18 protein-coding genes are annotated in these 19,443 nt (G+C 56.2%); 9 read left to right on the top strand and 9 right to left on the bottom strand.

Annotated features, from left to right (window positions below; all coding sequences use genetic code 11):
• The first annotated feature begins 9 nt into the window (after nt 1–9).
• The 8 genes from QPL94_RS19260 (at nt 10) to QPL94_RS19225 (ending at nt 9,080) form a co-directional block, all read left to right on the top strand.
• Nucleotides 10–1,191, top strand: coding sequence for a CaiB/BaiF CoA transferase family protein (locus QPL94_RS19260; protein WP_285359542.1), 1,182 nt, complete (start codon nt 10–12; stop codon nt 1,189–1,191).
• A gap of 154 nt (nt 1,192–1,345) precedes the next feature.
• Nucleotides 1,346–2,296: an ABC transporter substrate-binding protein gene (locus QPL94_RS19255; RefSeq protein WP_285359541.1), complete on the top strand. Its 951-nt coding sequence runs from the start codon at nt 1,346–1,348 to the stop codon at nt 2,294–2,296.
• 58 nt (nt 2,297–2,354) lie between these two features.
• Nucleotides 2,355–3,038 (top strand): isochorismatase family protein, encoded by a 684-nt coding sequence (locus tag QPL94_RS19250; protein ID WP_285359540.1) that lies wholly within the window; start codon nt 2,355–2,357, stop codon nt 3,036–3,038.
• A 40-nt stretch (nt 3,039–3,078) separates the two neighbouring features.
• Nucleotides 3,079–3,834 carry an ABC transporter permease gene (locus QPL94_RS19245; protein WP_285359539.1) on the top strand — a complete coding sequence of 252 codons (756 nt, stop codon included), beginning with the start codon at nt 3,079–3,081 and terminating at the stop codon, nt 3,832–3,834.
• Entirely contained in the window at nt 3,831–4,604 is a 774-nt protein-coding gene (locus QPL94_RS19240; protein WP_285359538.1) for an ABC transporter ATP-binding protein, read from the top strand. The genes QPL94_RS19245 and QPL94_RS19240 overlap by 4 nt, the downstream gene beginning before the upstream one ends.
• Nucleotides 4,601–5,356: an ABC transporter permease gene (locus tag QPL94_RS19235; RefSeq protein ID WP_285359537.1), complete on the top strand. Its 756-nt coding sequence runs from the start codon at nt 4,601–4,603 to the stop codon at nt 5,354–5,356. Before QPL94_RS19240 ends, QPL94_RS19235 begins: the two co-directional genes overlap by 4 nt.
• The gene (locus QPL94_RS19230; protein WP_285359536.1) at nt 5,353–7,422 is read left to right on the top strand and encodes a hydantoinase/oxoprolinase family protein; all 2,070 of its coding nucleotides are present in this window, start codon (nt 5,353–5,355) and stop codon (nt 7,420–7,422) included. The genes QPL94_RS19235 and QPL94_RS19230 overlap by 4 nt, the downstream gene beginning before the upstream one ends.
• Nucleotides 7,419–9,080 (top strand): hydantoinase B/oxoprolinase family protein, encoded by a 1,662-nt coding sequence (locus tag QPL94_RS19225; RefSeq protein WP_285359535.1) that lies wholly within the window; start codon nt 7,419–7,421, stop codon nt 9,078–9,080. The genes QPL94_RS19230 and QPL94_RS19225 overlap by 4 nt, the downstream gene beginning before the upstream one ends.
• A gap of 64 nt (nt 9,081–9,144) precedes the next feature.
• Here QPL94_RS19225 and QPL94_RS19220 read toward each other — a convergent pair whose 3' ends face one another.
• Entirely contained in the window at nt 9,145–10,269 is a 1,125-nt protein-coding gene (locus QPL94_RS19220) for an ornithine cyclodeaminase family protein (RefSeq protein ID WP_285359534.1), read from the bottom strand.
• A 149-nt stretch (nt 10,270–10,418) separates the two neighbouring features.
• Here QPL94_RS19220 and QPL94_RS19215 point away from each other — a divergent pair, with 149 nt between their 5' ends.
• Complete coding sequence (locus tag QPL94_RS19215) at nt 10,419–11,180, top strand: sulfite exporter TauE/SafE family protein (protein ID WP_285359533.1); 762 nt, start codon at nt 10,419–10,421, stop codon at nt 11,178–11,180.
• On the opposite strand, the gene QPL94_RS19210 is transcribed toward QPL94_RS19215, so the two are convergent.
• The 8 genes from QPL94_RS19210 to QPL94_RS19175 are packed head-to-tail and all read right to left on the bottom strand — an operon-like array spanning nt 11,166 to nt 19,441.
• On the bottom strand, nt 11,166–12,128 hold the full coding sequence (locus QPL94_RS19210; RefSeq protein WP_285359532.1) for a ketopantoate reductase family protein: 963 nt from the start codon (nt 12,126–12,128) through the stop codon (nt 11,166–11,168). The genes QPL94_RS19215 and QPL94_RS19210 overlap by 15 nt on opposite strands.
• Nucleotides 12,129–12,163: 35 nt before the next feature.
• On the bottom strand, nt 12,164–12,751 hold the full coding sequence (locus tag QPL94_RS19205) for an isochorismatase family protein (protein WP_285359531.1): 588 nt from the start codon (nt 12,749–12,751) through the stop codon (nt 12,164–12,166).
• A gap of 53 nt (nt 12,752–12,804) precedes the next feature.
• Nucleotides 12,805–13,575, bottom strand: coding sequence for an ABC transporter permease (locus QPL94_RS19200; protein WP_285359530.1), 771 nt, complete (start codon nt 13,573–13,575; stop codon nt 12,805–12,807).
• Nucleotides 13,557–14,339: an ABC transporter permease gene (locus QPL94_RS19195; RefSeq protein WP_285359529.1), complete on the bottom strand. Its 783-nt coding sequence runs from the start codon at nt 14,337–14,339 to the stop codon at nt 13,557–13,559. The genes QPL94_RS19200 and QPL94_RS19195 overlap by 19 nt, the downstream gene beginning before the upstream one ends.
• On the bottom strand, nt 14,326–15,294 hold the full coding sequence (locus QPL94_RS19190; RefSeq protein ID WP_285359528.1) for an ABC transporter substrate-binding protein: 969 nt from the start codon (nt 15,292–15,294) through the stop codon (nt 14,326–14,328). Before QPL94_RS19190 ends, QPL94_RS19195 begins: the two co-directional genes overlap by 14 nt.
• A gap of 53 nt (nt 15,295–15,347) precedes the next feature.
• On the bottom strand, nt 15,348–16,142 hold the full coding sequence (locus tag QPL94_RS19185; RefSeq protein ID WP_285359527.1) for an ABC transporter ATP-binding protein: 795 nt from the start codon (nt 16,140–16,142) through the stop codon (nt 15,348–15,350).
• Between the two features lies 1 nt (nt 16,143).
• A complete protein-coding gene (locus tag QPL94_RS19180) occupies nt 16,144–17,628 on the bottom strand; it encodes an aldehyde dehydrogenase family protein (protein ID WP_285359526.1) in 1,485 nt (494 codons plus the stop codon).
• Nucleotides 17,629–17,647: 19 nt separating this feature from the next.
• Nucleotides 17,648–19,441 (bottom strand): thiamine pyrophosphate-binding protein, encoded by a 1,794-nt coding sequence (locus QPL94_RS19175; protein ID WP_285359525.1) that lies wholly within the window; start codon nt 19,439–19,441, stop codon nt 17,648–17,650.
• Nucleotides 19,442–19,443 lie beyond the last annotated feature (2 nt).

The following is a 19,443-nucleotide window of genomic DNA, read 5'->3' as shown; positions in this document are numbered from 1 at the left end:
GGGTATTGAATGAGTGCGATGCTTACTGGAATCAAAGTGCTGGAGATGGCAAATGTCATCAGCGGACCTTTTGGAAGTATGTTGCTTGCCGATCTCGGGGCCGAGGTCATAAAGGTCGAAATGCCGGGAACCGGGGACCCGTTTCGCAACTGGGCCGGTGAGGATGCCGGTGTGCATCCGGCATTTGCGGCATTCAATCGGGGTAAGAAGAGCATCACGGTGAATGTCAAAACCGAGGAAGGGCGGGCACTTTACCTTCGCCTGGCTTCGGATGTGGATGTAGTGCTCGACAACTTCAGACCGGGGATTCTGGACAAACTGGGCGTTGGGTACGATGAGATCTGTAAAACCAACCCTGAAGTGGTGTACTGCGCGGCAACCGGCATGGGGACCGTTGGCCCTTACCGCGATCGACCAACATACGATGCCATAGCCCAGGCGATGAGCGGCCTGTGGAGCCAGCTTTCTGACGTTGAAGATCCTGAACCGGTGGGACCACCGCTTTCGGACCAACTGACGGGTATTTATACCGCCTACGGTATTCTTGGGGCACTGGTTTCGAAACTGAAAACCGGCAAGGGCCGGAAAATCAATGTCAGCATGCTGGGTGCAAGCCTGGCGTTCCAGCCATTGGCGGTGGCGGATTATTTGCTATCGGGAAAGGTCGCTGACAAGTCCTCACGCCCCCACCTCTCTCAATCCTACACGTTTGTCGGGCAGGACCGTCTGTCGTTTGCGGTTCATTTATCGTCGCCCCCGAAATTCTGGAAGGCTCTGCTTGCCACTGTTGGCCGTCCGGAGCTGGAAAAGGACCCTCGCTTTATCAAAAAGACTGACCGGGTTGCTCATTACGATGAGCTCAGGGCCGAGTTGCAAGCCGAATTTGCCAGACGTCCCCGTGAGTACTGGCTGACCGAACTCGTTGCCAATGACGTACCTGCGGGCCCGATTTACACGATCGAGGAAGCGCTGAACGATCCCCAGGTCAAAGCCCTGGACATGGTTCGCACCTTCGGTACAGGGAGCCGAGCCACACCACTGGTTGGCTATGGGGTGGATGACGAAACACGCCCACGGGATGAGGCCCAGCGTCCGGTACCCGGATTGGGAGAACATACCAGAGAAATTCTAACCAACATTGGCTACAGCCAGGAAGAGATCGAGTCACTGGTACAGGCTGGCGCGGTCTAGGCATTTATTTTTTTGAATTATTGACAGTCGCCGCTCGTTGGACTATTAAAATATATCATTATTGAAGAATAAATCTTGATATGTGATATAAAAGTTGGATGTGAGGTTTATCAGCAATCCTTTATTCACCACAATAAATAGAAGGATATCGGGCATGAATTTGAAAAATGTACTTTTGACCGCAGTTTTCTCTTCGGCGATTACATTATCTCCGCTTCATGCCGCAGAGAGGGTGGATATCGGGCTGTCAGTACCAAACTTTGGCCCTTATGCCGCGGTGTATGTGGCGGAGGATCTCGGCTATTACGCGGATGAAGGTGTCGACGTTCAAATCACGGCATTCCGCGGGGGCAGTGCGGCGCAGCAGGCTCTTGCCTCTGGCGGCATGGACATCATCAACTATTTCCCCCCGGGCGCGGCCGTGGCCATTGAGCGTGGTGTGGAGCAGAAAGTGATAGCCGTGGGAGCGGCCAGGCCGGATGGCTGGCACATGATGGTGAAGTCCGATTCCGGCATCGAGAAGCCTGAAGACCTGGATGGCCGCCGGGTGGGGATTACGGGTAAGAACAGTACAACGGACTACTATGCCCTCTGGGTAGCGGATCAATACGGCATTGAGATTGAAACGGTTCCCGTCGGTGGCGCCGGGATGATCCCGGCGTTGTTGTCTGATCAGGTGGATGCCATTTCGGCCTTCTCGCCGTTGACCTACCGATTGATTGTTTCCGGTGATGGTCGCTCCCTTGTCGACTATGCCGCGGATATGCCGCCAACCCTGCCGGATGTCTGGATTGCATCCCAGAGCATGATTGACGCCCATCCCGAGCAGGTTGAGGGAGTCCTGAGGGCAATGTATCGCGCGACCCGTTACATGCAGGAGAACCGTGACTATTCCATCGAATTTCTCCGGGAATTCACCGGTGAGGAAGACCCCGAGGTACTTCGTTTGGAATACGAAGTGGGCATCATGAACCGTGCTACCCGCGCCCACATCGAGCCTGAATGGCTCAAGGCATCTCTTGGCCTTGCCGGTGATTCCGGGTCCGGAACACTTTCTCCCTCTGAGGTTTATACCGATCAGTTCGCAGACATTGGCGCCGAATAGTTTGGGGAATGATCTCACATAGATCAGGCCAATTGTCATCAGAGGAGAGTCAGTAGCGATGCCACACAGTTTCGAAGACCATTGCTGGCAGGATATCGTCAGCCCCGATATTTTTCGCATCTATGAAGCGTATATTCGCAATACCTATATCGGTCCGCGCCCCGCGATTCTAGCGATTGACCTTTATAACAAAGCTTACAGGGGAGGGGCTCGCCCCGTGGTTGAACTGCTGAATGAGTTCCCGAGTAGCTGTGGGGAGAATGCCTGGAATGCGATAGAGCCAACCAGACAATTACTTGCCGTGGCGCGTGAGCACTCTGTGCCCCTTATCTACACCACTCAGGTTGAACGCCGGCAAGCGGGAGTGCGTGCAACGTCGCGTGCAGTGGATGCGTCCCACAATGACGACTTCGAAATTTATGCGGATTTTCAGCCTCAACCAGAGGATCTGGTTATTGGCAAAGAGCGGGCCAGTGCGTTCTTTGGCACGCCTCTGATCGCTTACCTTCAGAAAATGAACATTGACACTGTGATCGTCTGTGGCGAGAGCACCAGTGGCTGTGTCCGCGCGTCGGCAGTGGATGCCTACTCATACGGTTTTCATGTGGTCATGGCTGAAGAGGCCTGTTTCGATCGCAGCCTTCTGTCCCACAAAGTGAATCTATTCGACTTGCATCATAAATACGCAGATGTGATGCATGTGGAAGAGATCGTTGCTCACTTTCAGTCGAAGAAGGGTTAGTCCTGCGTCAGATCTACGACAACAATACCAAGGTGCGCACATGCGTTTGTCCGTGTTGCTCGGAGCTCAGGCCGGCTTCTTCCTCCTGCTTGCCGTAGTCTGGGAGGCGACCAGTCGGCTGGAGCTTGTTGATCCAAGACTGCTGCCCTCCTTCCTTACGGTTCTGGGAGTGCTGGGAGACTTGCTGACACAGCGGGAATTCCTGATGGATCTGGGTATAACCGGGCTGGAAGTGGGCGTGGCATTTATCATTGCCGCCCCTTTAGGTATTTCTATTGGTTTTTTGCTTGGAGAGAAACTTTATCTGGGGCAGATTCTAAGCCCGATGTTTCACTTCATGATGGCAGTCCCGCAATCCATCTTTCTGCCAATCTTCATGCTTGTGCTGGGTATCGGCTTCCTGGAAAAAGTCGTTTTTGGTATTACCCACGCTTTGTTCGTCATTGTTGTAACGACGACCGCTGCAGTTCACAGCGTGCCGCGCGAATACGTAACGGTAGCCAGGGTATTCGGCGCCACGCCCCGACAGATCTATTTGCGAGTTTATCTCCCCGCTATGTTGCCAGTGGTGATGACGGGTCTCCGGCTGGGAATGATCTTTAACATCATTGGTGTGTTGCTGGCAGAAATGGATGCAAGCCGCGCCGGTATTGGTCGACGACTGTTTTCCTGGGGGGAGGGGTTTCAACTCGACCTGTTACTGGCGGGCATTCTGCTGGTCTCTGCGCTGACCATCATAATCAATGAGGTTATGCGTTACTGCGAACATCGCGCCGCGGGGGGTTACCAGGCATGAGCAGTGAAATTATCAGAGTCGAGAATCTGAGCAAGATGTACTCCACCCGTGAGGGTGACTTTCATGCCCTGGACAAACTCAGCTTTGCTATCGAGGAAGGTGGCTTCGTCAGCATTGTCGGCCCGAGTGGCTGCGGTAAGTCGACCCTGCTTCAGCTGTTGACCGGCCTGCTTGAACCTACCTCCGGACAGGTGTTAATCGATGGTGTTGAAGTGCGTGGGCCATTGCCGGAAAAGACCGGCGTGATGTTTCAGGATGCCACATTACTGCCCTGGCTCACCGCTGAAGAAAACGTGGCTTTTCCACTCTCGCTTTGTGGTGCCGACAGAGATGAGAGTCAGCGCAGGGCTCGCGACCTGCTAAAGCTTGTGGGTTTGGGTGACTTCATCAACCACCGCCCGGCAGAGCTCTCTGGCGGCATGCGCCAGCGGGTTGCCATTGCTCGTGGATTGGTTCGCGACCCCCGCATTCTGCTGATGGATGAGCCATTTGCGGCACTTGATGAGCAGACCCGTTTCAAAATGGGGGAAGAGCTGTTGTGGATCTGGCAGGAAACTCGCAAAACCATTCTGTTCATCACCCATGGGTTGACCGAGGCGATTTATCTGTCCGACACGGTATTGGTGATGGGCAGCAAGCCCGGTCGTATTGTTGACGTAATTCCGGTGGATCTGCCACGCCCACGGACGTTTGAAATGATCAGCAGTGAGGTGTTCGGGCAGGCTCGTAACCGGATCTGGAAGCTGATTCAGGAAGGGGCTGAAGCGTGAGCAAACCAGCCCTGATACGCTATGGGATCATCCTGGGTCTGATTGCGTTGTGGTTTCTGGTAACGGCCATGGAGTGGGTAAAGCCCATGCAGCTGCCTCCACCGTCAGGATTGTGGGCCGCCTGGCAGTCCGACGGCTCCCGTTTTCTCGACGCGTTTGCCCTGACCGCCGCTGAGATCGCGGCCGCTATAGTCATCGCCTGGCCACTGGGGATTGTCATTGGAGCTTTCTTTGGCACCCTCAGGGCAGCTTCCATGGCAGCGTCAGCCATATTGGGGTCGCTGTTTGCGGTGCCCGCCATCATCCTTTACCCACTTTTTATCGCATGGGTTGGTATGGGGCCTGAATCCAAGGTTTTGTTCGGGGTTATAGCCGGCTTTTTCCCGATAGCACTGAACACGCTGTCGGGTGTGCGTCAGGTGGATCAGAACTACGTCACCATGGCCAGAGCTATGGGGGCGAACAGACTACAGATTTTTTATCGCGTCGTTTTACGTCTGGCTTTGCCATCGGTTATCTCCGGCCTGCGCATTGGTACAGCGTTGATCATGATCAGCGTGGTGGTGAGTGAAATGCTTGCCTCGTTCGGGGGGCTCGGTTACATGATTGCATACCATCGCACCATGTTTGATACCGGCCATGTCTATCTTGGCATTCTTATGGCGCTGTTGACGGTTTTGACCGTTAACTGGCTTCTGTCGATGCTGGAATCACATTTCAGTAAGTGGCAAGTAAAGGGGGCGGAACTGTGAAACGATGGCTGGTGGGAATCGATACAGGGGGAACGTTTACGGATCTGGTTGCGTTCAGCCCCGACGAACCGGCGTTGCGCCTGGCGAAAGTACCCTCTGTACCGGAGGACCCTTCAAGGGCGGTAATGGCAGCACTGGAGGACCTGTTTGATCAGGGCGTGGCACCTGGGGAAATACAGATGCTGGTGCATGGTACGACGGTAGCCACCAACGCGCTGTTAGAAAACAAAGGCGTTGCTACAGGGCTTCTGATAACCAGAGGTTTTCGGGCGGTCTATGAGGCCAGGGGCTGGACACGTCCGGACCCGGTGAGCCTGATTGACCCGTTTTACTCGAAAGCACCGTTACTTGCACCGCAGCGATTCACAGCCGAAGTGGATGAACGCCTGGGTTATGACGGCGGCATCCAGACTCCGTTGGATGAGGCCCGGCTTCGGGAATCTGTCAGACACTTGCGGGATCAGGGCGTTGAAGCCATTGCTGTGTGTTACCTGTTCAGCTTCCTGAATCCCGTGAACGAGCAACGCACCGCTGAAATCATTGCTGAAGAGGCGCCCGGGGTGCGGGTTTCGCTTTCCTCGGCCATATTGCCCCTGATAAGAGAGTACCCGCGATTATCAACAACCGTGGTGGATGCGTACATCGGACCGGTTGTTGAACACTATCTTTTGAGTCTTGCCGGGCGGCTGAAAGAACGGGGTGTAACCACACCCCAGGTTTATCTGATGCAGTCCAACGGTGGTTTGATGCGGATTACCATCGGGGCCCGGTTTCCCAACCAGACCCTTCTTTCAGGACCGGCCGGTGGCGTTGTTGCAGGGTTAAGACTGGCCGAGCGCGCAGGTACCGGCAATCTGGTTACGTTCGATGTGGGCGGCACCAGCACTGACATCTGTGTGATCGCGGGAGGACTTGCTCAGCAGACCAGTGAAGGTGTGCTGGGAGGCCAGCATGTGGGCACGCCCATGTTACAGGTGCGTACGCTGGGCGCGGGGGGTGGAACCTTGGCCTATGTCGGGAAGGATGGCCTGCTGAAGGTGGGCCCGGCCAGTGCTGGTGCTGTCCCTGGCCCTGCCTGTTATGGCCGCGGTGGCACCCGGCCTACCATTACAGACGCCAATCTCGTGGTGGGCATATTGGGTGCAGGAAGCCTTCTGGATGGTCGTATGCATCTGGACCTGGAAGCGGCGACCAGATCAATGGAGGAAATTGCCGAGTCGTTGGGCCTGACGCCACTGGATACGGCGGCGGGCATTCTGCGAATCGTGAACAATCACATGGCCATCGACTTGCGGCTTGCGCTTCAGGAACGTGGCCAGGATCCCCGTCGCTTTTCATTGGTGCCGTTTGGTGGCGCTGGCCCTATGCATGCATGCTGGCTGGCTCGCGCAGTGGGCATTCCCCGCGTCATTGTTCCCGGTCACCCGGGCCTGAACAGTGCCCTGGGCTTGCTGCAGACTGAAGTCAAGCACACTTATGTCCGCTCTGCGCCGGGCATACTGGACGAGTTTGATGTCAGTAAAATGAACGCCCTGATGGACGAGCTGGGTAAGCAGGCATACGCCGATGCCCGTGAGGAAGGCTTTCAGCCGGAAGAGGTGGAGCTGCGTTATCAGCTGGATATTCGCTACCTGCATCAGGGCTACGAGCTGACCGTTGATTGCCCCAATGTGCCGGTCCGTCAGGAGCACAAAGCCGGGATCAAACAGGATTTCGATAATTTGCACGCCAACTTGTATGGGCAAAGTGCGCCTGATGAGCCGGCCGAAATAGTGACCTTCCGTTTGCAGGCCAGCATCAAAGTTCCACAGTTAACAGAGCAGGATATTGATCGTGGCGGCGACATCACTCTTGCTTACAAAGGGGAGCGGGAGGTGCTGGATATCGACAGCGGCGAAAGTGTGACCGCGGCTGTCTATGATCGCAGCCGACTGGGGGCAGGCGACTCGATTGCGGGGCCCTGTGTTATCGAGCAGTTCGATTCCACTACATGGGTATTGGAGGGGCAGCGCCTGACAGTGGATGCCTCTGGCGCGCTGGTCATCGATACGGAGGTGAGGCAATGAGCACCGATCCGATTACGACGGAAGTGGTTATCAACCGGTTGCGAGAGACCGCGGCGACAATGGAGCACGCGCTCTACCACAGTGGCTACTCAACCATTCTGCGTGAATCCCAGGATGGTACTGCGGGGATCACTGACGCCAGTGGCCGGGTCATTGTCGTCAGTGGTGGCCTACAATATCACTCGCTCCCTTACACCACCGCAGTACGCAGTGTGCTGGCGCGGTTCGGCGACCGGATTCAGCAGGAGGACTGCTATGTCCTGAATGATCCGTACCTGGCCGGTAATCCGCATGTTCCGGATATGATGGTTATCACGCCTGTGTTTGTTGCAGGTGAACTGATTGCATTTGCAGTGAGCCTGGCTCACAAGGCGGACCTGGGCGGACTGGTACCCGGGTCTTCGGGGGCGGGCGCCCGGGAAATCTATCATGACGGCCTGTTATTACCCCCGGTGCTCTATTCCAGCAAGGAGGGCGTGAACGAAGCTGTAGAGGACATTATCCGCAACAACAGTCGGGTGCCGGAAGCTGTTGTAGGTGATCTGCGAGGTCAGGTCGGGTGTACCCGGCTGGGTGCAAAGCGGTTAGTGGATCTGTGTGGGGAGTACGGTACATCGACGCTCACAGGAGTGATGGCGTCACTGCTGGAAAGCACGGCCGCGCGGCTGGCTGCCGAGCTGAACGACTGGCCCGATGGGTCCGCAGAAGCTGAGGGACTGCTGGATCATGACGGGGCAAACACAGATGTGCCCGTGCGCATTCATGTGAAGGCGACAAAAACCGGCGACCGGCTTACCCTCGATTTCAGTGGCTGCAGCCCCCAAACCCTGGGGCCGGTGAACTGCTGCACGCCAACCGCGCAGGCGGTTTGCCTGCTGGCGGCCATTGCGGTGAGTGATCCGACTATCCCCATTAACTCGGGGCTTGTGGATCAGGTTGATTTCATGATCCCGCCGGGCCTGGTGGTAAGCCCACAGCATCCGGCGACAGTGAATCATTATTTTCCCACGTCACACCTTATCTACAGCGTCGTACTGGCCGCTCTCGGCCAGCTTAATCCTACCCGTGCTGTGGCACCTTCAGGGTTGGGAACCGGCGCTCTTGCCGTGGGCTACCCTTACTCGCGAATGGGTAAACGTGCGGTGCAATATGAGTTACTGGTGACGTCTCTTGGCGGTACCAGTCTTGAGGATGGTGCATCGGTGGTGCTACCCATCAATCACTTTACGCCCAGTACGCCGGTCGAGGTTCTGGAGACCGAGTATCCGGTGCGGGTATCCTGCTTTGATATCTGGTGTGATTCGGCCGGGCCGGGTGAGCAGCGTGGTGGTATCGGATTCATTCGGGAGTATGAGTTTCTCAGCGATTGCGTGGTAACCGTGAGGACATCAAATCATACCTACGGTGCCTGGGGCTTGAAAGGAGGCAAGCCACCGCAGCATTCCAGGGCTATTCTGGACCCGGGGACGCCTGGCGAAGAAGAGCTGGGCCCGCTGGTCACCTGCCATTTGAAGGCGGGCCAGGTGTTGCGACTGCAACAGAGTGGCGGTGCGGGTTACGGTGACCCATGCCTGCGAGCGGCGGAGAAAGTGGCGCAGGACGTAGCGGATGGTTATGTTTCATCACGTGCGGCGCACGAGGACTATGGAAAGGCCTAGCCAATCAGAAGTGCAGGAAACTGCGCATACCGTTGACCGGTTTCCTGCACTTCTTTCTGCGATGTCAGTCGCGAATGTCCTGCACGAACCATTCACTGGGTAACTCGCGACCCAGCTTCTTCAGCCTGGCGGCCTCGTAGACCAGGCCGCCAACGCTGGCAAACTGCAGTCCCTGATTACCTCCGTTGATGTAGAGAGTAATATCGTCAGGGGATTGTCGCCCGGCGCTTTTACCGCTAACAAGATCAGAGAAGTCGGGACAATCCCGGCGGAACAGGGTATTCCGGGGACGGGCTTCCGGTAACCGGCGAAGTTCTTCTTCAGTGCCGGCAATGTAGGCAACCGGGCTATGGCCAACACCCGATCGTACTCGTACCGGATCTTCGCCTGCAGTGGGGGCGCCACCGGCAATGCCCTGGCGAATAACCACGTCTGCGTGAAGAAGCAGCTCTTCAGACAGCTCGAATGGCCCCAGGTTGGTAACATGCATGCCCGGCTCCAGCCACTCGGGTTCGATGGTCGGTACCATGCTGCTGGTGCATGACGAGACAATATCTACCCCCCGAACCGCTTCCCTTGCACTGTCTACGGGGATGACTTCAAGTTGCAGTTCCTGCTCCATCTCTCTGGCGTAGAGTTCGCGATTCTCCCTGCTGGGGCTGTACACCTTGACCCTGGTGATGGGGCGTACCGAGCAGAATGCCTGCAGGTAGGTGCGCGCCATACCACCGGAGCCCAGCATGCCAACCGTGGTGGAGTCTTCACGGGAAAGGTGCTTGACTCCGATACCGGCTCCGCCTCCCACGCGCATATGTTGCAGGTGGCCGTCATTCATCATGGCCAGAGGTTCGCCATTCCGGGTTGAGAACAGCATAATGAGCCCGCAGTAGGTGCCGGGTTCCACGCAGTATTTATCCTCGCGGGGCAGACCACTGCGCTTATCCTCGGTCCACTGGATGACATCCGACTTCATCCGAATCGCGAAATAGGGTCCGGGGGCATGGGTTGCGCCTTCCATCGTGCCCCAGCGCCAGTATCCGTCGTCTCGCTCACAAGGCACGTACATGTCAATCCTGGGGCGATGTATCGAGTGACCTTTTGCAAGACCCTTGAACGCCTCTTCCTGAATGTTTATGCAATCCCTCATGTTCAACAATTCATGAATATCATCGTTGTTCAGAAAAAGCATGCTACTTCCCCTTTCGTTGCTGTTGGTTTTGTAATTGGTGGATTCGCAACAAACAATTGTGGCTGTCACACGGGAATCGTATAATCGCCAAAAATCTTAATAAACAAGATGAAATATTAATATACGAGAATAATTCTGATGGGGCAACGATGGAACTGATATTGATACCTGATTCCCTGACAACAGGCATTGTTGCGTTTCTTTTCATCTGCTCAATCATGACGTCCATGGTTACCGCAAGTTTCGGGGTCGGGGGAGGGCTGTTGCTGCTTGTCCTGATGGCAATGTGGGTGCCACCCGCGGCGATTATTCCGGTCCATGGCATCATCCAGTTTGCTTCGAACGGAGGCAGGGTGGTGTTGACCTGGAGAAACATCAACTGGAAGGTCCTGGCGGCCTTTATACCAGGGGTTGTTGCCGGGTCATTGCTGGGTACCCTGTTGCTGGTGCAACTGCCCGCCTATATCTGGCAGTTGACCATCGGGCTGTTTGTCCTTTATCTGTGCTGGGGCCCCGGCCTGCCGAAGGCTGTACTTGGCAGTACCGGTGTCTTTATTGCCGCCACCGCAACCACCTTTATCGGCCTGTTTGTTGGCGCTACAGGGCCATTGGTGGCTGCGTTTATCAAGCAGATAAAAATGGATCGTTTCGGTACCGTCGCTACCCAGGCGGCCGCGATGGCTCTTCAACACGCTCCGAAAGCCATTGTGTTTGGTTTTGCGGGCTTTGTTTTCCAGGAGTGGCTGCTGTTCATGGCGGGTATGGCAATTTTCGGATTTGTCGGAACCTGGCTGGGGTTGCACGTGCTCCGAACTATCTCCAATAAACATTTTCATCGCTTGTTCAATATCGTACTGACGCTTCTGTCGGTGCGCCTGCTTTGGCAGGCGGGTTCATCAATGTTGAACTGAGCCGGGCATCTGGCTCAGAAGGGCATAGACCAAACGGGTATAGGGTGCATCGATTCCCAGTCGCTGATGGCGAGACATCACTGCGCCACAGATGGCGTCAAGCTCCAGGGCCCGCCCCTGTTCATGATCAACCAGCATGGATGTCTTGATCGCATCAAAACTACGGATCAGGTAGTACATATCGTCTATGTCCTGGCGGGTTAGCAGCACTTCGTCCGCACTTGCGGCTATCGCGACTTCCTGCATCAGGCTGTAAACCATCGGCGCAAAGGGGGGCTCCCGGCTCAGGCTCCGAGTATCCAGGCCTGTCAGTGCAGACAGTGGATTGACGCCATTATTGATGGCGAGTTTAAGCCATAGTTCCCGCTGTATATTATTGCTGATTCTGATGGGGGCGCCTGATTGCTCAAAGGCAGTAGACACTTCAGCCGGCACCCTGTCCGGTGAACCCTTGGGCCAGGGGCCGATTATCAGTTCACCCGGTCCCTTCGCCTCTACAGAGCCATCGGCGGTCAGATGCGCACCGATTTTCACCGCAAGCCCCCCGAACACGCAGTTCCGGGGAAGTGCTCCTGCCAGGGTGCTTTCATTATCCATGCCGTTCTGTAATGAGATGACCGGGCAAGTGGCATTACAGCGAGCGAACCACCCGGCAATGGCACCGGCGAGTTCCTTGGTTGCAGAAGACTTTGTGCAAAGAGCAAGAGCATGAAACTGCCCGGGGGTATAGTGTTCAAACAGCTGACTCAGGTCACAGGCAGACGGACAAGGCACCTCATGATATTGCGTATCATGGGATAGCCGCAGGCCGGACTCAAGCAACTGGCCTAGGCGCTTCCCGCGGGCCACCATCACGCAGCGATGCCCGGCATTTAACAGCTTCATCGCGTAAAAGCTGCCAATGCCTCCTGCCCCGACAATACCGAACTGCCTGTCGTGTTGCGCCATAAGAGCCGTTCCCTCAGTCCCGTACTGTTCGTTGATCAAGCCTTCAGTGGCGCCTCCAAATGTGCCAGCACGTCTTCGAGCGGCAATACATCGGCGTATTTTGCCTGCAAATCACTCAATGACTGCCGATGAGCCTCTGGCCAGCGGTCTGCCACGGCATCCTCTACCACGATGGGCCGGAATCCATACTGGATGGCATCCACGGCTGTCGCCCGGATACAACCACTGGTGGAACAGCCGGCCATGATCAGGGTGTCGCAACCCATCGAAAGCAACCTGCTCACAAGGTCAGTGCCAAAAAAGCAGGAGGCGTATTTCTTGACCAGCAGTCCGTCCTTTTCTTCACGGTGCAGTTGAGGGGCAATATCGACGCCATTGCTGCCGGATCTGAGATCTTCAAGGCCACCTATCTTGGTGATCCAGATTCCCGCATCGCTGAGGTCACTCGAGTCGTAGCTCACCGTCGTGAAAATGACCGGAATTTCCGCTTTGTGTGCACAATCCAATAACGCATTGGTGGCCTCAAGGGTCGCCGGCATAGACGAACCCAGCGGACGGCCCGCTTCGGTGAAGGCGCGGGTCAGGTCAACGATCAATAGGGCCGGGCGCTGTCCAAACCCCATTCTCTTTCCCCATACGGGGCTGTCTGATTCTGGCATTGGTATTCTCCGGGAATTCATGACCGATCGAAACGCTGACTGATGTAGCTCATGGCTGCGTTGATGATCAGGGCCGTTAGAAAAATAATGATCAGGATTGAGTACATGTTCGCGATATGGAAAGAGTTGTAGTATTCAATGGCCAGGAAGCCAAGACCAGCATTTGATAACTTGATCTCTCCCAGCAGTATTGCGATGACGGTTACCCCCAGCCCAAGCCGCATGCCCCGGATGATGGGGCCTACCAACGACGGCAGGTAAATCTTTGTCAGCATCTGCCAACGGCTCAGGTTGAGCACCTTGCCAACATTAACCAGCACCGGGCGTACGCCAAGTGTTCCCGCCATGGTGCTGAGCGCAATAGGGAAAAATCCCGCCAGTGCCCCCAGGGCAACCTTGGATTCCGGCCCGATACCGAACATCAGCATGACGACCGGCAGAAAGATAATCTTGGGAGTTGTCGCAAGCGATGACAGGAATGGGTCAGCCACGCGCGAAGCAAAGGGCCGGCTGCCAAGCGCCACTCCGACTACAACACCGGTGATGGTTGCAATGATAAAGCCGCCGAAAAGCTCCATCAGGGTTATGCCGTAATGGTGGTAAAGCGCCGGGCTCGTGATCTCACCCCAGAATGCTCGTACCACCTCCAGAGTGGTGGGAACAACCCCTTCATACAGCAAACCCGAGCGGGCAATGAGCTCCCACAGAATGATCAGTACGACCGGTGTCAGCACCTGAAGGGTCAGAACCTGACGGCGCATTTTCGGATCTATACGGGTCTGAGCCATCGTTCCACCCTTTTTAGAACTGTGAGAAATAGTAAGCTGATCAAAATGATAAAGAAGATCGCGGCGTACATTCCCGGAATGTCATAGCGGAAAAACATGGTGGATACCACACGTCCGAGCCCACCAAAATCGATCAGAAATTCAATGCCTATGATATTGACCAGGGCGTAGATCAGCCCGAGCCTGATCCCTGTGAAGGTGTCTGGCACCGCAGCCGGAATCTGTATCAGCCGAAACCGCTGCTTGGCGGTAAGGTTGAAAGCTGCCCCCACTTTTAACAGCGTGGGGGACACCTTGTGCAGGGCCTCACAGGTATACAGAGCAATTGGTATCATACCGGTCATGACGCCCATGGTGATCGTGGTCCCGTAGTTGCGCCCGATGACCACCAGAAACAGTGGGTAGAGCAGCACCAAAGGCGCTGCAAACAAGGCGGCGAGCCAACCCCTGTAGGCGCGCCCCAGAAGCTCATAGCGGAACAGGGCGTAGCCAAACGGCAATCCGATCAGCATGGCCATTATCGTTGCAGACAATGCCTGTGCCAGGGTTATCAGAAAGGAAATGCCCAGTTCGTCCCTGGCGAACAGGCGTCCCAGGGACTGCAGCATTTCCGAAGGTGCAGCGACAATGGAGCGATCAGCCAGCCCCGATGCAAGCAGCCCCTCCAGGGCGAGCCCCAGCAATAGCAGCACAAGCAGAGCTGCTGTTGTCGGGCCCCAGATGAACGCCAGGAATGGTTTGCGACGGTGTTCAGCGGGGGTCATAGACATAGTCCAGCAACTCGTCAATCTGCTCCTCGCTCAGGGGCTCCCGCAGGGCATCGTGTTCCATGGCTTCCCGGATCGTCTTATCCAGTCCTTTTACAGGTACCGACAGCAACGCCTCCTTGGGATAGAACTCTGCAGCCTCTTTCGCAATTTCCAGCTCAATGTCGTTGAATTCTGCAAAACGCTCAATGGCTTCGTCCTTGTTGTCATACATCCAGTCCACGGTGTTCATGTAGGCGCGCATAAAACGTTTGGCAACATCCCGACGCTCAGTGAGGAACGTTGTATTGGAAATATTGGCCCGTACAGTCTGTTCAGCCAGTTCCGGGATGTCGCTGCCCTTCGCGATGATTTTCAGATCACCCGCGGCGACCAGGTCAAGATTGAAAGGAGGGACTGACCAGCCAACATCGAGCTGACCGGACATCACCTGGGTGCGGTTATCGGAAATGCCGCCTGCAGAGACAATTTCAGCGTCTACCCCGGCTTCCGCGAGGAGGTTCAGCAAAACCAGGTGGGTAGATGCACCAGGACGGGAATAGCCCACAGTCGCGCCTTCCGCATCGGCGAGGCTTTCCAGGTCGCTGTCACCTTTTACATACCAGAACAGGTCATTGGAACCTGTCATTTCAGCGCCTACGATCCGCACCGGCGCGCCGCGCTGATAGGCTCCGAGAACACCGAGCATACCGTTAACAAAACCCATATCAACGCTTCGGGTCGTGACCGCCTGAAGTGTTTCGGCTCCGCCTTTGGTCCAGGTCATATCAACAGAAAGGTTTTCTTCGGCAAAGATGCCTTCTTCAATACCCTGGTGCACCACCAGGGTGTCCCACAGGCCCCTTTGGCCGATAGCGACCGAAACTTCGTCCATTTCCTGGGCGACAGCGCTCAGTGACAGCATGGCCGCAACCACGGGGGTGACCACATATTTACACAGTTGGCGTTTCATCAGATTGTTCTCCTTAATGCTTTTGTTTTTGTTACAAGGTGTTCCGGCGGGCTTCACGCTTCACCGGCTGCTTTCATCCCTCTGTCTGCCTCCGTGCGCAGGTCCTCCCAGATTTGCCCGACGTAGCCGGAAAATTTGTCCGTCGAAATCAGTTCTGAACCGCGCGGTCGCGGCAGTTCAATGTCGATCACTCGCATGATGGTGCCAGGGCGGTAAGACATGACCGCCACTCTGTCACTGAGCTGCACAGCCTCAGTAATATTGTGTGTAATGAGCATTGTGGTCTGCTTCAGCTCATCGCAGATCTTCAGTAGCTTGTCCCCAAGTAAAAGCCGTGTCTGCTCATCCAGCGCCCCGAAAGGTTCGTCCATTAACAGAATGCGTGGCTCGGATGCCAGTGTGCGGGCAATGGCCGTGCGCTGGCGCATGCCTCCGGACAATTGATAGGGAAAATGATTTTCGAATCCGGTTAACCCAACCAGCTGCACAAAGTGACGAGCCTTTTCCAGGCGCTCTTTTTTAGCCATTCCGGCAACTTCGAGAGGGAAAGCGACATTGTCGATCACAGTCCGCCAGGGGAACGTCGATTCTTCCTGAAAAACCATGCCGATATCTTTATGGGTTCCGGAAACGGGCTTGCCGTTTACTGACACCTGTCCGGAATCGGCGGGGGTCATGCCCCCGATCACATTGAATAGTGTGGATTTTCCGCAGCCGCTGGGACCGATGATGGAAAGAAATTCCCCTTGCTCGATGCCAAGACTTACCGGAGCCAGAGCCTGAATGCTTTCCCCGTTCTCGGATTGGAATGTCTTGGAGACATCCGCGATTTCAAGAATTGCCGTCATATCATGGTTCCAGAGTCACATTGACGTTTTTGCTCTGTGTAAAGGCGAGGAGCTCCTCCATACATTCCTCACGTCCAAGCCCTGATTGCTTGCTCCCGCCAAATGGCGCGCCGGGTATGTGGGCGCTGGAGCCATTGATCCAGACGTATCCGACTTCCAGTTTGGCGGCGGCGTTGTGCGCCCGGGCCAGATCCTTTGTCCAGACTGACGCGGTAAGGCCGAATTCAAGTCCATTGGCCATGGCGAATACAGACTGTTCATCGGACCACGGAGTTACGCTGAGCACGGGCCCGAATATTTCTTCCCGGGCGATGCGCATTGTTGCTGACACATCGGCGAAGATGGTGGGGCGCACAAAATAGCCATTGGCAAGTGCAGGGTCGTCGGGCTGCGTACCTCCAGCAACTAACCGTGCCCCTTCTGACTGACCAATACGGATGTATTCCATGATCTTGTCGAACTGGGGCTTGCTTGAGACGCAGCCCATCTCGGTCTCGACCTTTTCCGGCAAGCCCATCTTGATAGCGTTGGTCTGTTCGACAATCCGGCTGAGCACCTCGTCATAGATGCTTTCTTGGACGAACAGGCGGCTTGTTGAGCCGCACGACTGACCGGCGGTCCAGCCGAAGTTCATTCCGTGCACGGCGCTTGCCGCCGCTTTTTCCAGGTCGGCGTCCGGAAATATCAGCATGGCGTTTTTGCCGCCCAGTTCCATCAGGGTGCTCTTGAGGGTATTGGCGGCAGCCCGGCATACGGCCTTACCGGTCTGGATGCTGCCCACCAGGCTGATGTTGTCGATCTGCTCGTGCTCGGACAAGGCAACTCCCGCCTCCACCTGGCCATTGACAATACTGAGTACACCGGCTGGCAAGAGGCCATCGAACAGTTCGGCCAGTTTCAAAGCCGACAGTGGCGTGTGTTCACTTGGCTTTATAATGACGCTGTTACCGGCGATCAGCGGCGCGGCGATTTTGGCGCAGACAAACATCGCGGGATGGTTGAATGGAACAATGCGCGCAACCACACCCAAAGGTTCCCGCAGGACGTAGTTCAGCTGGCCGGCGGCGGTGGGAATGGTTTCACCCTTGAGTTCCGTGGCGAGGCCGGCAAAGTAATCCAGCAGATGCGCGCCTACCTGCATGTCTCCCACCATGGCGGAGCGTGGGTTGCCGCAGTCAAGAGCATCAAGCAGGGCCAGCTCTTCGGCGTGATCGCGCACTTTCTGCGCCATCTTACGCACCGCTGCTGCCCGTTGTGTCGGGGCCATGGCCCGCCATGCGGGTTGAGCCTTGCGCGCGGCGTCCACGACATGATTGATGTCCTCAGTCGTTGCTTCATCCACTTCGCCCAGGCTGCTGCCATCGGCCGGGTTGGTCACTGCAATCTGGCGCCCAAGGGCGGCTTTGTGCCAGGCGCCGCCATAATAGAGCCCGCGGTTGAGCGGTAGCACAGACTTGGTTGTGAGTGCTTGGTTACTGGTGGTCATTGTGGGTGGCTCCCTTTATTTATTTATTGCCGTCTGAGTGGGAATCACTATTGAAATCAACCACTCCGCTCATGTAGCCGGCTTTGACGACAACATCAAGAAGCGCTGGCTGGCCGTTTTCCACGGCGGTGATGGCTTTTTTCAGTGCGGTCCGGAAAGACTCCTCATCAAGGATCGGGCCTTCCGCCTGGAAACCCTGCGCTCTGGCAATGGACGCCAGGTCAATCGCGGGATCATCAAGCCGCTGACCAACCCATTTGTTTTCAACGTCACGGCTTCTGTTGATCGCGACCGTTTCCTGATGCGCGACGTCGTTATAGTAAGCGCGGTTGTTGGCAACAATAATCAGCACGGGAATCTTGTGGCGGGCAGCGGTCCAGAGTGCGTTGGCACCCATCATCAGATCTCCGTCACCGAGAACAGCGACAGGCAATCTCGAGGAACCCCTGAGAGCCAGTGCACTGCCAATCACCATTCCCGGCCCCGAACCAATACCGGCTCCGCCGTCATAACCCAGGTAGTCCAGCGGGTGCCTGAAGGTGCTGGTGGATGAAGGCCAGCCCAGTGGCAGGCGCAGGTAACTGACATCCCTGTTTTCGAGCGTTGATGCCAGTGTCGTTGCCAGGGCAAGAAGATCGAATACGCCGGTTTGAGATGGGAGCGGTGGCCGCTGGTAGGAGCTCTGTGTATTAACGGCAGCGGTGGATTCCATTCGTTCAAGCAGACCATCAACGGTACTCTCTGGTGTGCCATCGAGAGCCAGATCCACCGGAGCCATGCGCTGATGGTTCATCGCCCAGCCATTCATCCCATAATCGTCCAGCGAGGCGTGAATGATTTTTGCCGAGGGCTTTCCATCAGGCCAAACCGTATACAGTGTTCCGCCAAGATCCAGCCAGTCGAGGCTGATAATCAGGTCTGCCTCGGATATCAGGTGTACCGCGGCACTATCCAGCCGGAAAGCGGGTGGTAAAGGGTGGAGGGGATGATCGGTCGGAAAGGCCGCCGCGATTTTGAGGTCGGTCATGACGGTTGCGCCAAGCCGTTCAGCCAACTTTACCCGCTTGGCCCAGTCCGCAGAATCCCGGGAAACCCTGCCTGCAAGAATCACGGGATTCCGGGCGGCACGAATCATCTGCGCGGCTGTATCCAGCTTCCCCGCCGACGGCACTGGCGGTTCGCCGGGCGCGAAGCGGGACGGATCGGGCAGCGACAGCGGTTTGTCCAGTGCCTTTTCCTGCAAACTTACATCAAGACATATATACACCGGGCCCTGAGGCCGCCGGATGGTCGCCTGCCAGCCTCTCAGAATGGACTCCACAGCGGCTTCAACCGATGCAGGTTGGTTGTCCCACTTGATGAACGGGCGAATGAGGGCAGCCTGATCCTGGGACGTGTGTATCCAGTCAATCCAGGGCCGTCTCAGGTTTGCGTCAACCGGCCCGGTAGCCCCGAGGATCAGCATGGGTGCGCGGTCACACCAGGCATTGTAGATGGCCATGCTGCCATGCATTAAGCCGACATTGCTGTGAAGGGCGACGGCCATGGGTCGTCCGGTTACCTTGGCATAGCCGTGGGCCATGGCAACGGCGTGCTCTTCATGAAGGCATACCAGCATTTCCGGGGCCGTATCCTCAAGAACGTTAACCAGACTGTCGTGGAGGCCTCGGTAGCTGGCCCCGGGATTGAGCGCAATGAAGTCTATTGGCAGTGACCTGAGCGTCCAGGCCACGGCATCGCTGCCCCATTCCAGCTTTTCAGGTGAAGGTGGCAGGGGGCGAGAGGGTGTATTTCCCGTGTTTTCGGCAACCATTT

Source organism: Marinobacter sp. SS13-12, assembly GCF_030227115.1.
Taxonomy (GTDB): domain Bacteria; phylum Pseudomonadota; class Gammaproteobacteria; order Pseudomonadales; family Oleiphilaceae; genus Marinobacter.
This window is presented reverse-complemented; position numbering and strand designations above follow the sequence as displayed.

Coding starts and splice junctions, on each gene's coding strand:
- QPL94_RS19260 (WP_285359542.1), top strand. CDS start 10: ATGAGTGCGATGCTTACTGGAATCAAAGTGCTGGAGATGGCAAATGTC.
- QPL94_RS19255 (WP_285359541.1), top strand. CDS start 1,346: ATGAATTTGAAAAATGTACTTTTGACCGCAGTTTTCTCTTCGGCGATT.
- QPL94_RS19250 (WP_285359540.1), top strand. CDS start 2,355: ATGCCACACAGTTTCGAAGACCATTGCTGGCAGGATATCGTCAGCCCC.
- QPL94_RS19245 (WP_285359539.1), top strand. CDS start 3,079: ATGCGTTTGTCCGTGTTGCTCGGAGCTCAGGCCGGCTTCTTCCTCCTG.
- QPL94_RS19240 (WP_285359538.1), top strand. CDS start 3,831: ATGAGCAGTGAAATTATCAGAGTCGAGAATCTGAGCAAGATGTACTCC.
- QPL94_RS19225 (WP_285359535.1), top strand. CDS start 7,419: ATGAGCACCGATCCGATTACGACGGAAGTGGTTATCAACCGGTTGCGA.
- QPL94_RS19220 (WP_285359534.1), bottom strand. CDS start 10,269: ATGCTTTTTCTGAACAACGATGATATTCATGAATTGTTGAACATGAGG.
- QPL94_RS19215 (WP_285359533.1), top strand. CDS start 10,419: ATGGAACTGATATTGATACCTGATTCCCTGACAACAGGCATTGTTGCG.
- QPL94_RS19210 (WP_285359532.1), bottom strand. CDS start 12,128: ATGGCGCAACACGACAGGCAGTTCGGTATTGTCGGGGCAGGAGGCATT.
- QPL94_RS19205 (WP_285359531.1), bottom strand. CDS start 12,751: ATGGGGTTTGGACAGCGCCCGGCCCTATTGATCGTTGACCTGACCCGC.
- QPL94_RS19200 (WP_285359530.1), bottom strand. CDS start 13,575: ATGGCTCAGACCCGTATAGATCCGAAAATGCGCCGTCAGGTTCTGACC.
- QPL94_RS19195 (WP_285359529.1), bottom strand. CDS start 14,339: ATGACCCCCGCTGAACACCGTCGCAAACCATTCCTGGCGTTCATCTGG.
- QPL94_RS19190 (WP_285359528.1), bottom strand. CDS start 15,294: ATGAAACGCCAACTGTGTAAATATGTGGTCACCCCCGTGGTTGCGGCC.
- QPL94_RS19185 (WP_285359527.1), bottom strand. CDS start 16,142: ATGACGGCAATTCTTGAAATCGCGGATGTCTCCAAGACATTCCAATCC.
- QPL94_RS19180 (WP_285359526.1), bottom strand. CDS start 17,628: ATGACCACCAGTAACCAAGCACTCACAACCAAGTCTGTGCTACCGCTC.
- QPL94_RS19175 (WP_285359525.1), bottom strand. CDS start 19,441: ATGGTTGCCGAAAACACGGGAAATACACCCTCTCGCCCCCTGCCACCT.